The sequence below is a fragment of the Acidobacteriota bacterium genome, assembly GCA_039030395.1.
In the GTDB taxonomy this organism is placed as follows: Bacteria; Acidobacteriota; Thermoanaerobaculia; order Multivoradales; family JBCCEF01; genus JBCCEF01.
This window is the reverse complement of the sequence record JBCCEF010000009.1, coordinates 71,561-85,368: the sequence shown is the minus strand read 5'-3', so window position 1 is coordinate 85,368 and position 13,808 is coordinate 71,561. Positions and strand designations below refer to the sequence as shown.

Sequence of the window (13,808 nt, the reverse complement as noted above, 5' to 3'; positions counted from 1 at the left end):
GTCCTTCGGCTCTTCGGTCCCGCCGCTCCAGAGCCCCGGCTGGTCGAGCTCGTCTTCCCCGCCTTCACATTCTTGGTCCCCCTTGCACTGGTCATTTCCCGGTCTCGAAATGGCACGACAGTCGCTGACGTTGGTGACAGGGGTTATACAGTGACGAGGATTGATAAAGGTACCTTCGTGTGGGTAGCAGTTGGCCACACAAGGATTGAAAAACGTGCAACAGAGTTGGCAATCCTCGCATCCAGCACTTGCCGGATGAGCGATCACGAGCCCAAGAGTCATCGATAGTGAGCAGATAAAAAAGAAGATATTTATTCTCATAACATTCTCTTTACTATTTCAATAACAGTAGTTGTCGCAGCGGGAGCCTGTCAAGTGCAGCGAGATCGGCCGCTTGCGGACGGAGGTTGCGGCTCCTGCCGTTCACTCGCCGATTGAACGGTCTCGATCCACCCGACTCTTCACCGTTCTCCGATCCAGCGCCAACCTCCGCGCCGCCTCTTGGTAGGTGCCGGCCTGACGGTAGACCAGGGTGCAGTAGCGGTTGAGGAGTTCGTCGGCGGTGAGGGTACCTTGAATGACGGCCTGGGCGAGGGCCTGTGTGGGGTCTGGTGGGGACCCTTCCGTTGCCGGGCGGTAGTCGCGGCGGATCATGACGTTGCGCAGGCATTGGCTGAGTTCCCGCACGTTGCCCGGCCACGGGTAGGAGGATCCGAGGTTCTGTTCGATCCAATCGCGCGCCTCGGCGGCGATGTTGTCGGCTTCGGTGTTGTCCACCAGCCGCCGGGCGAGGGTGGTGAGGAGGTCTCCGATCTCTTCCGGATCGTCTGCCAGGCGGGCGGCCAGGGAGGGGGTCTCGATGGTGTCGGAGCACAGCCGGTAGTAGAGGTCCGCCCGGAAGCGGCCGTGGCGCATCTCTTCCGCCAGGTCGCGGTTGGTGGCGGCGATGGCTTTGCCCTGGAACCGGCGTGAGCCCTGATCGCCGCCGGTTTCGCCGAGGCGCTGGAAGGTGCGCGATTCGAGCACTCGCAGCAGTTTCACCTGGATGGCGAGGTCGACTTCGCCGATCTCGTCCAGGAAGACCGTGCCGAGGGCCGGGCAGATCTCCAGCCAGCCGGTACGGTCCGCGATGGCGCCGGTGAAGGTGCCGCGCTTGTGGCCGAACAGTTCCGACTCGATCAGGGTAGGGGACAGGGCCGAGAGGTTGAGCGGAAAGAAGGACTCCTGGTAGTCGCCCTCGAAGGCGCCGGTTGAGGGATTGAACGGCACATAGCGCCCCAGCCCGATGGCGCGGGCGACCAGCTCTTTGCCGGTACCGGAGGGTCCGGTGACCAGGGTGGTGATGTCTCCCAGCCGCCGAAAGAGGGAGCGCTGGAAACGCCGCATGTCGTGGGTGAAGATCGATTCCCACACCCGCGCTCGCAGGACGGCGGCGGGCAGGGAACGGCCGAGAATATGGCGATAGGTGTAGTGGAAGGCGCGGCGCACCTGGAAGAAACAGGCGAAGAGGTGGGGCGGGGCGAAACGGCCCGTCGGGGGAATGCCGGCCGGCTCCAGGCAGCGCTCCAGCTCGTCGCGAAACGTGTCGTAGAAGGGCGCTTCGAAGCGTTTGGCGCTCGGACTCCGGCGATGGCCAGAGGAGCCGCCGGAGGCCGATTCGGAGCGCAGAATCAACTGTAGAAAGGCGTCTTCGTGCCGGTAGTACTGGCGGTAGACCACCAGGTCGCCGTAGAGGATCCGCTCGTCCTCGGTCGGTTTGGCGCCACCGACCAGCCGTCCGCGCAGGGTTTCGACCAGCTCCTCGGTGCGTTCGGCGAGGGCCACCAAATTCGGTTGCTCCGGCTCGTCACCGGGACCGGCGTGCCAGACGGCGGCGCGGTCCGGTTCGCCATAGGCGGGCCCCAGGGCGCGACGCTCCGCTTCCAGTCGCTCGTGCAGGAAGGGGTTGCACCACACCAGGTCGGCGATCGCTTCGACGGTGGCTTTCTCTCTTCGATTCAAGAATGTCATGGTCAATAAATGTACGTTGTCTGTTCATCAGATGTCAAAATTCAATCCCCAAGCAAATCTACCGCTCTCGAGGGATCGATCGATAAGTGCCTTTAATGTAGTGACTTACCAGCATCGATGCCGGATGGCATAGGTGTCGCTCATGGGATCGCCTGCCTCGGCATCGAGCTGATGGCACACCTGAGGAGGTTACTCATGAGCTTCTACAAGAATCGAGTCACGGCTTTCTGGTGGACGGTCGCCGCCGTCCTTCTACTTTCCGCTTCGCCGGCTTGGGGTGCGGGTTTGCTCGTTGCTGACGGGGGTTTCGGTGGGGTGCTCGAAATCGAAGAACACGATGTGCGGGTGACGGTGGACAACGGCATCGCCGTCACCGAGGTCACCCAGGTGTTCCGCAATACCGAGAATCGGGTGGTCGAAGCCCTCTACACCTTTCCGGTGCCCAAGGGGGCTTCGGTCTCCGGTTTCAGCATGTGGATCGAGGGCAAGGAGATGGTGGGCGAGGTGCTCGAAAAGGAGCGCGCCCGGGAGATCTACAACAGCTACAAGCGGGTGCAGCGCGACCCGGGATTGCTCGAACAGGTGGACTACAAGACCTTCGAGATGCGGATCTTTCCGATTGCCGCCGGCGCCGAGCAGCGGGTGATGGTGACCTACTACCAGGAGCTATCGACGGATGCCGGCTGGTCCACCTGGGTGTATCCGCTGGCGACGGTGTCGCGGCCGGGGGTGGACGCGCGGGTGCGCGGCCGCTTCGCCCTCGACTTCGATGCTCGCTCGGAGATTCCCATCGTCCAGGTGGAGAGTCCCAGCCACGGCGATGACCTGGTGGTGGCGCGGCACACCAACAGCTACGTGCAGGCGAGCCTGGAAGCGAGCGGCGGCGACCTATCGCGGGACGTGGTGATCGCCTTCGAGGCGGAGCGTCCGCGCACCGGATTCGACCTGGTGACTTCCCGGCCGGACGGTGAGGACGGCTACTTCCAGCTCAGCTTGACCGCCGGAGAGGAATTGGCCGACGAGCTCGGCGGCATGGACTACGTGTTCTTGCTGGATGTCTCCGGCAGCATGGGGGAGTCCGGCAAGCTCGCCCTTTCCCGCGATTCCCTGAGCGCCTTCATCGGCGCCCTGGGCGAAGACGACCGCTTCGAGGTGATGACCTTCAACATCGCCCCCACGCCGCTTTTCCAGCGCTTGAGCGAGACGGACGAAGGGGCCCTGCGCCGGGCGGCGGAGTTCTTCGACGAGCAACGGGCGCGCGGTGGCACCATCCTGCGGCCGGCGATGGAGGCGGCCTACCGCTACAAGTCCCCGGATCGGCCGCTCAACGTCGTCGTCCTGTCCGATGGCATGACCGAGCAGTCCGAGCGGGCGGAGCTGCTGGCCCTGATCGATCGCCGGCCGGCCGGCACGCGGGTGTTCTCGATCGGCGTTGGCAACGAGGTGGATCGGCCGCTGCTGGAGCAACTCGCCGAGGACGCCGGCGGCCTGGCGGCCTTCATTTCTCGCGGCGCGGACTTCGACCGCCAGGCGCGGGCCTTTCGCCAGAAATTGATGCGGCCGGCGGCGACGGAGCTGGAACTGACCTTTGACGGCGGCGACGTCTACGACGTCGAGCCGGCCAAGCTGCCGAGTCTGTACTGGGGCAGCCCGCTGCGGATCTACGGCCGCTACCGCGACGCCGGACCGGTAACCCTGCGGCTGACCGGCGCCGTCGGCGGCGAGATGCTCGACAAGGAGTTGACCATAGAGCTGCCCGCGGACCCCGGCGGCCGGCCGGAGATCGAGCGCATGTGGGCCTGGCATCGGGTGCGCTCTCTGCAGCGGCAGGCGGACCGGCGGGGCAGCCGCAAGGAGGTGATCGACGAGATCGTTCGCCTCGGCGAGGCGTATTCGATCGCCACCGAGTACACCTCCTTCCTGGTGCTGGAAAACGACGCCGAGTACCGCCGCTGGAGCCTCGAGCGGCGGAACGCCCAGCGGATCGAGCGCGACCGCCGGCGTCAGCAGGAACTGCGCGACGAGCTGGAAGCCCTGCGCCGCGACACCGCCGCTGGCCTGGGACCGGTCGATCCGGAGGCGAAGCAGAAGATCGCTCAGGCGCGACCCGCTTCCCCTCAGCGCGCCTTCCGGAACTCGACGCCCGCCAATCCGCCTCCGACAACGTCGAGTTCGTCCGATTCCAATGGCTGGGATCTCGATCTCGGCGGCGGGGCGCTCGATCCCTGGACGGTGATGCTCTTGGTCCTGATCACCGGCGCCGCCGGCTGGACCCTGCGCCGCCGCCCCTCCCGGGGGCCGCGGTGAAGCTGCGAGAGGCCGCTACGGAGAGGCGAGGACGCTGGGTCCTCGCTTCTCTTCTCACCCTTGCCGGCACCGCCGTAGCGGTGCATGCGGTGCCGGCCTGGCATTCGCTGATGCAGTTCGACCGCGAGCGCATCGCCGGCGGGGAGTTTTGGCGCCTGGTGACCGGCCACTTTGCGCACTGGTCCTGGGATCACCTGCTGTGGGACGTGGTGGCTTTCGGGCTGCTCTCACTGCTAGCGGTGCGTCTGGCGCCCCGCCGCGCCTTCCGCATGCTGGCGGTGGCGGCACCGGTGATCGGTGGAGCGATCTGGTGGCTGGCACCGGAAATTCGCCTCTATCGGGGCCTCTCGGGCCTCGACGCGGCGCTCTTCACCTTGGTGGCGGCGGGCCTTCTGCGGCGGGGACGTTTGTCGGCGGTCGTGGGCGGATTCGCCCTGGCCCTGTTCCTCGCCAAGGTGGGCTGGGAGGTGTCGACCGGTGGCGCCCTCTTCGTCCAAGCCGAAGGCGGGGGCTTCGTGACGGTGACACTGGCCCACCTAGTGGGCGCTGGGGTGGGATTCGTATTCGGCATCCTGCCGGCGAAGCGCGGCCCAGGACTCGCCCAGCGAGCGGCCGAAACAAGAAAGGGCCTGCCGAGCGTTTCGCTCCGCAGGCCCCGTGGGTTGCCGACGACGACCTTGCGCCGCTACTTGGCGTCGGTTCCAGCGCTCTGCACTTGGCTGACCAGTGTCATTAACCAAATGGCCAGGACGCCGTCTGCGATACCGAGGACGATGTGCAGTCCTGACAGACACTGGCCCATCAGGCCGAGGACAATACCGATGACCGAGGCCAGGGCCAGCAATGCCGCCGCGATCTTGGGTGGCACGGTGGACAGCGGCGGCGGTTCGGGTTGACCCTGGTCAACGTGGCCGCGAGCGTACACGGTATCGATCAACCACTGGATGAGAAGAACCGCGGCAGCAATTTCGATCGCCGTCAGGCCGACGGCGAACATGTTGAAGCAGTCGGTCAGGTACGCCTGCATCGCATGTGCGCCGGCCAAGAAGGCGGCTGCCGCCGCTGTGACGACAATCGTCGGCGGGGGCTCCGGCGGACCGGTGTCGATGGGCGTGATGGCGTGGTTTGTGTCGTCTGGATTGGCCGTCGGAGGTGGCTCCGGCTGCCCAGGATCTTTGGCGCTGTGGGCCCTCGGCGGCAGAGTGCTCCCGGCCTCCCCGGAGGCACTCGGCGGCGGCTCCGGCTGGCCAGGATTCTTGGCGCCGCGAGCGTTCAACTGATCGTTGCCAGGCGACTCAGGCATCGTCTTTCGGCGGGTTGGGTTCGTCCGAAGGCTGCTGCATGGTGGGTGGCGGGTCTGGATGGCCGATGTCGACGTGCCCGCGAGCGGTGTCCTGGTCGGTTTCAGTCTGTTGTGGCATCTTCCCTCCTTGCTCTCTATCGTCGTTGAGAGCGTAAGAACATAGATTTCGATGGCGCCGAGGGCACTCATCGATGGCGGATCAATCTTGTGACTTACAACATCAGGCGCTCCACTCCGAAAGGTCGTTACACCGATTGCTTGCAAACTTCGTCACGGCACTTTGGTGGCGATGTCGTGGTCGATGGTCGCGGGGTCCGGTGCTGCAAGGGAGATGGCCGGGCCGACGAGGACGAAGGGTGCCCAAAAATAAGGATGAGAGTACTCACCCTCTCGCTGTTCGATCATGGAGATCTTCGCTTGTTGCGAGGCATCGACACTGTTTTGCCCATCGCGCAGTCCGCGGTAAAAGCTTTGCATCAGATCGCGCGTTGAGCGATCATCAACGGACCAAAGACTCACCATCAAGCTGCGAACCCCGGCGGAGAAGAAAGCACGGGACAGCCCGATCAATCCTTCTCCTCGGACCTCTTTGCCCAGGCCCGTTTCACAGGCCGAAAGGACCGCCAGATCGGCGTTGAGCTTGAGATTGAAGATTTCCGGTACTTGAAGGCGTCCGTCATCGGTCGGTGAGCGGGCGAACACCAAGGCGGACCGCATCGGAACCTCTTCGTCGATCTCGCCGTGGGCGGCGAAGTGGAGTAGGCCACCGCGCCCGGCCAACTCCTTGATGCGATCTTCCGTCGCCGTCTCGATGACGGATACCCGGTTGCGGGGGAACAGGCCGGCGAGATCTCGCACCTCCTCTGCCACATGCGACAACGAAGGCAGCTGCCCGCTCAACTGGGAGCTGCGATCATCGGAGCTTGCCGAGGGCTCGCCGTTGGATCCCGAGTAGGCGAACGCCACCAATTGGAAGGCCGTTGACCGGCCCGCTTTCGACAGGCTGCGCAGGGTGGCTGCCGAAGGCAAATACGAGACGGCCCACTGGCTGAGGAGAAAGTCCTTCGATCGGGCCGGCCGTCCGGCGACGGGGGGCGGCCCGTCCGAATTCCACAGGGCTTCGAAAGGCAAAAGATGCAGCTTGCGGTCCGGCGCGATGATCAGGTGGTCGATGCCCTCCAGAAACGGTACCGCGGGCTCGATCAGTAATTCATAGGCCGGGTGGGTTTTGAGGAACAGATCGCGCGGCGACGAGAAGCGGTCCTCCAGTGCGCCGCGCGCCTCGATCACCGTATTCTCGATCTCTTCGGCGGTGTTCAGATCCTGAATGACCAAGCCATCCGGGCGCACGATGAACAGATAGGAGTGATTCTTGCCGAGGAAGTATTCAAGCAGCGCCGACCCCGGTGCCAACCGGCTCTGAATCTCGTCGGCCGAGATGGGTTCCGGGTAGGCGACATCGGCATAAGGAGCGTGGTTTCGGCGGATTCTTGCTTCGAGGTCTTCCCATCGCCGTTCGGCGTCCTCGAGATCGCTCGACACTTGCTGCCTCCGCTCATCGTCCGGCGCGAGAAGACTGAGGCGTGTTTGATATTTGGAGATTTGTTGGAGGATGGCGTCCTCTTCGGCTTTGAGTTCTTGCGACAGGCCCTGCCGAACGTCGTCCCGGGCCTCCGTCAGGAGTTCGATCAGCGCTCGGGAGCGAACCTTCTCGCTCGCCTCCAGGGCCATGCGGTCAAAGCCCGCTGCCGGGTTCTCGCGGTGGCTCTTGACGAGAATGAGGAGATTGGTTTCATTGATCTCCACGAGCTTCGATGCAAAAATCGCCCGTTGGTCGGGATCCGGCAGGCTGGAGCGCAGAACTTCGTTGATGCGCAGGCCGGCCTCCGCGTGTTGGCGTGCCGTTTCGAGGCGATCTTCTCCGGCCTCGAAACGAGCCAGGCGAGAATAGGCGGCTCCCACCCAGCCCGGAGAGTTGTCTTCTTTCGCCAGTTCGAGCGCTTCATACAGGTGTTCTCGGGCGAGGAATGCATTGCCTCGCTCCTTCTCGGTGTCCCCCAGTTCCAACAGCGCGCTGCACCGTGAACTCGAATGGGAAACCTGCCGCAGGGACTCCTGCAGAATCGCATACGATCCTTCGAGGTCGCCCTTTTTGCGCAGGAGACGTCCCATGGCCACTTTGTAGAACCCGAAACTCGGCGCGAGCTGGGTTGCCCGGCCACTCTGTTCGATCGCCTGTTCCAAGTTTCCCAGGGCTTCCTGCGCGTAGGCCAAGCGGTTCGCGATATCGGCCTCTTTGGCGGGAAGATCGAGTGCCACGACGAGCCGTTGTGCCCGCTCGAAATGCTCGACCGCTCCGGCGAAGTCCTGCATCGAGTGCAGCACCTGGCCCAGACCGACTTCGGATTCGACGAGGGCGAGGGTTTCTTCAAGCTGTTCCGCAAAGCGTAGGGCTCGCTCACTCTGCAGCCGGGCGGTCTCGTAGTGACCGTACTTTCGATTGAACGAAGCCCAGTTGTTCCAGCTCACCACCACCTGAGACCACCGTCGGGCGCGCTCGGCATACTCGGTGGACCGCTGGTGGAGGGCGTGGATCAGATCCGGTCCATCGGAGAGGCGATCGTGGATGATCGCCAAGTTGCCGAGGGTGGTCGCGAGGCCCGCGAGATCCCCTTGTGCTTGCCGGATTTCCAACGATTCACGAGCGAATTCGAGGGCCTGTTGAGGGAGGCGCTCGCTCAAGCGAAAGCTGGTCAGCCCGTCGAGGGTGTCCGCCCTCTGCAGGCCGGCGGGGTCGCTCTCGGTGATGCGCAGGGATTCCTGTAGGTCGGCCTCCGCTCCTTCCTTACCGAGAGAAGCCTTCAACCACCCGCGCGTTTCGAGAATCTTGGCGCGAATCTGCGGCATCTCGGTCATAGCCGCCGCCCTGTTCACCGCCTCGAGGCCGCGTTCGAGGCGGCCGAGTTCCAGCAGGAGATCCGCCGCTTCGTCGAGGGCGAGGGCTTCGCGATCTGGCTCTTCGAGTTCACTCCACAGCTCGGCGGCATCGAAAAGTCGCTCGACCGCTTGCAGGCGCTGACTGGCAACGTGGCGCAGGTGGCGACCGTCTTGAAGCAGGGCTTCGGCTTGTATTCGAGCCTCGTCGCCCGGCTGGCTCGGCCTCTGTTCTTCCAGGCGAAGCCGATAACCGCCGGTGCGCTTTTCGAGGGCGTGGATCTCAAGCTGATGGCGGCCCGCTGTGGAGGTGATCGCCGCGAAGCGCTCTTCTACCCAGGAGCCTCCGGGCCCGCTCCCTTCGGCTACCGTTTCGCCGTCAGGGTCGATCAGCCGAACGAGCACGTCCACATCCCGCTGCTCCAGGACCAACCTGATGAAGTAGCCCTGCGGAATCTCGAGATTCCACCGGTGTTTCTCCAGGGCACCGAGGGTTCCTTCACCGAGGGATCTCAGTGCGCCCTGGTCGGTGGGCTCCCGAGCTTCCTCGGGCGGCGAATCACCGCACGCCGGGAGGAGTAGGAGAGCCACCATGAGCAGCCAGCGGGCTCGGGTGCGCAAGGGCGAGAGAGTCGACAGAACCTGATGCATCATGGGATTCCATGAGCATATCGGAATAGACCCGCGAGGGTGGGCTCGACAAAGGGTCGCTCTACCCGCAGACCCGCTTCAGGCGAAGAACGCCGTGGGATCGCCCAGCAGAACCGTCGAGGCGACGTCCGCCGCCGCCAGCCGAGGATAGAGCATGGCGGTGGTCGGGGTTCCGCCGTCGCGGATGTCCTGGCGCATCTTGATCCAGGCGTCGTTGAGGGAGGCGGAGCGGCGGTGCCAGTCGGCCAGGGTCATGCCGACGGGCTTTTTCAAGTAAAGGCGCTCATACAGCGGCTTGATCAAAGTGGTCGCCAGTTTCTGGCCCGTCTCCGGTTGCTTGAGGGTCCAGTCGAAGGTCGGCTCGACCTGCCCGATGAAGGCGCGCAGGGGCTTCTCGGCGCCGAGCAAAGCCCGCGGCAGCGGCGCCGTCACGTTGCCCAGGCCGGCCACGCCGTCGAGCACTTCGGCGATCGGGCCGTCGGTGGGAAAGAGGTCCCGATAAGCGCTTTCTGCCTTGCAGCCGGCGGAACAGCAGGCATGGCAAAACCACACCGCGCCGTCCGGCTGCCAGTGGCTGAGGAGGTCGGCGACATCGAGCAGCTCCAAGTCTTGCCCCACCGGCAGGCCGAGGTCCCGGCGCAGGGTGTCGCGGTCGTCGAGGGGCGCCGTTTGGCCGTGACTGCTGGTCGCCACTAGGAGCGGACGCTGGTCGGCCAGCGCGTCCCGCAGGTCGCTGCCGGTGACCTCGGATTCCTTGCCGTCGAGAAATACCGCTCCGGTGCCGATGTCACTGTCGCCGGCGAGCTTTTTGTGCAGCGGCCGCGTCAGCACCGAGCGCAGGGTGGCGGTGATGTCGTCGGCGTTGTGCCGCACGGCCCAGGTGACCGTCTGGTCGAGGCGAGCGCTGCTGCCGGACCAGTCGTGGAGCAGATGGTCGATGTAGCGCTTCAGGCCGGTTTCGCCGAGGTCGAGGCGGCCGACGAATCGTCCGCTCTGGGAGAGAACTTCCTGCAGCTCCCAGGAGATTTCCTCCGGGGAACCAACGATCAGCAGGTAGGCGGGGATCGAACCGATCGCCACGCCGAGACCCGAGCCGTCGATCGTCGGCGCGTTGTTGGCGTCGAGGTCCTTGAGAAGGATCAGGGCGTTGGGATCGTCCTTCGGAAACGGCCGCAGCACCGGTACCCGTCCGAGGTCCGTCTGGCGGCTCGCGATCAGCCGGCGGATCGGCGCCGGAACATCCGCCTCCTCTAGGTCGAGGGGCAGGACCACTCCCCAGCCAACCCGCGGGTCCTGCCAGCGGGTGAGGATCGGCTCTTCTTCCGGCGCCAGCATCGAGGGCTCGTGGGCGCCGGCTTCTTCGCCGAGGGCCCACCGTCGCCAGGTCGGAGCGAAGGTTCCCTCGGTTTTCGCCAGGTCGCCGCTGAAGGCGTTGACCCGGACCGTCAGGTCGCCGGGCGCCGGCACGCTAGGGAGCGCCCCGTCTGTGGCCGGCTCAGAGGGACTCACGTCAGGGCCTCCATGAGCTGTCGGCGGAGATCGTTGATGCGGTCGTCGAGGATGGCGAGTTTTTCCGCCGGCAGATCGGGACTCGACACCACCAGATCGTTGCGCACGGACTTGAGAAAGGCGATTTCGCCTTCGAGGCGGTCGATCGTCTCGGCGGAATCTTCGGCCTCGAGGTGGGCAGCCGGTTCGCCGCCGTCGGCCGGGGCCGGACCGACGATCTCAAAGGCTTCTCGGCGGACGTAGATCACCGGCAGGGTCCATTCGGGACTCTCGCTGGCTCGCGACAACACCTGCACCCGCTCTCGGCAGATGTGCTTCCGGACCGCCGGCAGGGCCTCGATCCAGCGCAGATCCGCCCGCGCCTTGCCCGCCGTTTCGGCGATCATCGGACCGGCGGTGCGGTAGAACGACCCGGTGAAGAGGTGAGCATCGCGCCGGTCGATGGCTTCCCGCATGGCGATCATCGCCGGCAGGGTTTGGCCGCTATCGGTCATCACCTGCCGGGCGAAGGACACGCTCTCGCTGGCGTTGGCGCCCAGGCAGCAGTTGAGCACCAGTAGCCAGAGCTTCGAGCGGCCCTTGACCAGCTCCGCCACGGTGGTGGCTTCGAGGATCAACGAACCGCGGGTCCGGTGACCGATCTGATCGTCGCGCAGCGACAATTCCAGACGGGGTTTGTCCTCGTCGTCCCCCGCCAGACCGTGGCAAAAGAAGTGGAGAATCTGCGGCTGGATTCGCTCCAGCGCCTCTTCGATGCTCGCCAGGTCCAGCAGTTCCTCGAACTTCACGGCGGGATCGCCGAGGGCTGCGACGGCTTTCTCCAGGTCGTCCGCCGGCGGACCGCCGAGGTTGAAGTCGCTGCTCAAGACGGTGAGTTCGAAGGGCGGCGAGCCGGGGGCGCGGAGGCCCTCGACCAGGGCCTCCAGTTCCTCGATGGCGGTGATCATGCGGCCGTCCGGCTGGGCACCGGTGGCGGCGAGTACCGCCACCACCCGCAGGGTGCCGTCCCAGGTGCTCTGCAGCGTGCGGAGCTGGCTAAAGGGGGTGACCACCCGCCCGAGGTACGGTGAGTCGCTCAGGGCAAGGAATCCCCCGGTGGGGGTTCGGAGGGTCTCCCAGGGCAGCCGTTGACTGTCGGCCTCCAGATCCTCGATCAGCAGGACATTGCCTGCCCGATGCGCCGCGTCGAGCTGCCGGGCGATCGGCGGGAAGCCCGCCAGCACCGAAAACAGCCCGTCGCCCAGGCTGAGCAAGCCGCCGTTCGCGGCCGCGGCGGTGTGGAAGGGGCCGAGTTCGAGTACCTCCTGATGTCGTTCATCGGGCCTTGGTTCAACGATTCGCTCTTCGATACGAACCCGCTGTTGCAACGGCCCTTCGTCGATGAAACTCAATACGGTGCGGGGGCTCATTCCTTGCTCCCTCCGCCGCCCAGGAGATCCGCCACGAAGCGCAACCCGTCGACCGCTCCCTTCTGTGCCGCTCGGCCGCGCTGGGTGTCCGCCAGGTACTTGGAACCGAGTTGGGCGAGATGTCGCTCCAGTACCCGTTGACTGGAGCGCATCCAGGGTTTCTCATCGCCATCGACCGTTTCGGCCCCCGAACCGCCCCGGGAGGGGGAGGACTCGGTGCCGAGGATGGCTTCATAGCGTTCCGGCCGAATCTTCGTAGCCAGGGTATAGCGAGACAGCATGACGTGGTTCAGGGCGTCGACCGGCGCTTCCTCGGGTGACTGCAGACTGGCGCGGTAAAGGTGAGTCCAGTCGAGGTCCTCGATCGGGGAGCCTTCGCCGTCCTCGCCGGCGGCGTCGTGTTCCGGCACGGCGTCCGGCGGCAGTTTGTCGGACGTGGAACCGCCGCTTCCGACGGAAAAGTCATCATCGGGGAGTCCTTCTTCCGGTGCCGATGCACCCCCGAGTCCTCCTTCTTCTCCGTCGTCGGGACCCTCCCTCCCTTCGGCTCCGTCCGGCTCGGAGGATTCCGCCGGAAACTCGTAGGCGTTCGTCACATCGAGAAACTCAGCGAGATCCTCTTCTCCCTCGTCCCCGGGAGTCTCGTACTGGGTCAGCAGCTCCTTGACCTCCATCTCGACCAGTTCCAGCAATTCCTGGTCGGAGACTTCCGGTTCCAGCCGGTCCGGGTGGCAGTACACGGTGACGGCCGGGTCCGGTGGTGGCGGAGTCCCCTCGCCGTAGAGGAAGGCCAGGGCCGCCGCCAGGGCGGAGCCGTCCGGATCCTCCCGCGCGTCATGGAAGACCACCGGTCCGGGCCGGCGATCGACGATCTCGTCGGCCAGGGAGCGTAAGCCGGCGATCGAGAAGTTGCCCACCGGCGAGGTCACGCCGAAGCCCACGGCGCCGAGCTGGTCGAGGAAGATGCGCAGCTCGTCGGCATACACGAAACGCGCCCAGTTGGGATCGTCGTTGACCTCCGGAGAGCGCGAGAAGGCCAGCGCCCCGCGGCCCCTGGAGAGGTAGCCGTGGTGGGTGAACTGGACCAGGTCCACGCCCTGCGGCAGGCTTGCCGCCATCCAGCGCAACCAGGAATTGCGCAGCGGCGAGGTGCGACCGTCGCCGTCACCGTCCCTGTCGCTATCTCCGCCCGTCGAGTACACCTTGATTCTGCCGTCGGCCACCAAGTCCTGCGCAAAGGCCGGTTGAATCTCGTCCCGCAGGGCGGCATCCACAAACACATGTAGTCGCGCCTCGACGCCGGCTTGTTCGAGGACCTCCCAGGTTTGGCCGAGGTGCTCGGTGACGGGAATCTCGCCCTTGGCACGCGGTGAGCTGGAGCACCAGGCGATGTCCAGGCGTCCTTGGGGTCGCACCGGCGTCAAGGCGAAGCGCGGCAGGCGCAGGATTGGCTGCTCGAAGTACTGCTGGATCCACGACTCCCAGGGAAGCTGCGGCAGCAGACCCTTCGGGCGGGCCAGTTCGAGCCACAGCACTTCATTCGGGTCCAGGCTGTTTCCCAGAGCGTGGAGAGCCTCGGTGAAGGACAGGGCGGGAGTGGAGCGGCTGGCGAGGTCGCCGAGGACGTTCCGTCCTCGCGGATCGGAAGCCTTGGAGGTACCCCGGTAGGGCATCACATTGAATTC

The 13,808-nt window shown here is 65.3% G+C and carries 8 protein-coding genes and 1 pseudogene; 3 read left to right on the top strand and 6 right to left on the bottom strand.

Annotation, left to right across the window (positions count from 1 at the left end; translation table 11 throughout):
- Nucleotides 1-423 precede the first annotated feature (423 nt).
- Nucleotides 424-2,010, bottom strand: a complete 1,587-nt coding sequence (locus AAF481_10910; protein ID MEM7481673.1) for a sigma 54-interacting transcriptional regulator — start codon at nt 2,008-2,010, stop codon at nt 424-426.
- Nucleotides 2,011-2,205: 195 nt separating this feature from the next.
- Here AAF481_10910 and mprA point away from each other — a divergent pair, with 195 nt between their 5' ends.
- From mprA to AAF481_10895, 3 genes are all read left to right on the top strand, one after another.
- Complete coding sequence (gene mprA, locus AAF481_10905; GenBank protein ID MEM7481672.1) at nt 2,206-4,317, top strand: MprA protease, GlyGly-CTERM protein-sorting domain-containing form; 2,112 nt, start codon at nt 2,206-2,208, stop codon at nt 4,315-4,317.
- Nucleotides 4,314-5,213, top strand: coding sequence for a rhombosortase (gene rrtA, locus AAF481_10900; GenBank protein ID MEM7481671.1), 900 nt, complete (start codon nt 4,314-4,316; stop codon nt 5,211-5,213). Before mprA ends, rrtA begins: the two co-directional genes overlap by 4 nt.
- Nucleotides 5,214-5,381: 168 nt before the next feature.
- Complete coding sequence (locus AAF481_10895; GenBank protein ID MEM7481670.1) at nt 5,382-5,597, top strand: hypothetical protein; 216 nt, start codon at nt 5,382-5,384, stop codon at nt 5,595-5,597.
- A 15-nt stretch (nt 5,598-5,612) separates the two neighbouring features.
- On the opposite strand, the gene AAF481_10890 is transcribed toward AAF481_10895, so the two are convergent.
- From AAF481_10890 to AAF481_10870, 5 genes and pseudogenes are all read right to left on the bottom strand, one after another.
- Nucleotides 5,613-5,738: a hypothetical protein gene (locus tag AAF481_10890; protein MEM7481669.1), complete on the bottom strand. Its 126-nt coding sequence runs from the start codon at nt 5,736-5,738 to the stop codon at nt 5,613-5,615.
- A 152-nt stretch (nt 5,739-5,890) separates the two neighbouring features.
- Entirely contained in the window at nt 5,891-9,205 is a 3,315-nt protein-coding gene (locus AAF481_10885; GenBank protein ID MEM7481668.1) for a CHAT domain-containing tetratricopeptide repeat protein, read from the bottom strand.
- 78 nt (nt 9,206-9,283) lie between these two features.
- On the bottom strand, nt 9,284-10,714 hold the full coding sequence (locus tag AAF481_10880; protein ID MEM7481667.1) for a hypothetical protein: 1,431 nt from the start codon (nt 10,712-10,714) through the stop codon (nt 9,284-9,286).
- Complete coding sequence (locus AAF481_10875) at nt 10,711-12,123, bottom strand: CHAT domain-containing protein (GenBank protein ID MEM7481666.1); 1,413 nt, start codon at nt 12,121-12,123, stop codon at nt 10,711-10,713. The genes AAF481_10880 and AAF481_10875 overlap by 4 nt, the downstream gene beginning before the upstream one ends.
- Nucleotides 12,124-12,752: 629 nt before the next feature.
- Nucleotides 12,753-12,830: pseudogene (locus AAF481_10870) on the bottom strand (elongation factor Tu).
- Between the last annotated feature and the right edge of the window lie 978 nt (nt 12,831-13,808).

What these genes read in the sequence shown, in the direction of transcription:
- AAF481_10885 (MEM7481668.1), bottom strand. Translation starts at nt 9,205, where the DNA reads ATGCATCAGGTTCTGTCGACTCTCTCGCCCTTGCGCACCCGAGCCCGC.
- AAF481_10875 (MEM7481666.1), bottom strand. Translation starts at nt 12,123, where the DNA reads ATGAGCCCCCGCACCGTATTGAGTTTCATCGACGAAGGGCCGTTGCAA.
- AAF481_10910 (MEM7481673.1), bottom strand. Translation starts at nt 2,010, where the DNA reads ATGACATTCTTGAATCGAAGAGAGAAAGCCACCGTCGAAGCGATCGCC.
- AAF481_10890 (MEM7481669.1), bottom strand. Translation starts at nt 5,738, where the DNA reads ATGCCACAACAGACTGAAACCGACCAGGACACCGCTCGCGGGCACGTC.
- mprA (MEM7481672.1), top strand. Translation starts at nt 2,206, where the DNA reads ATGAGCTTCTACAAGAATCGAGTCACGGCTTTCTGGTGGACGGTCGCC.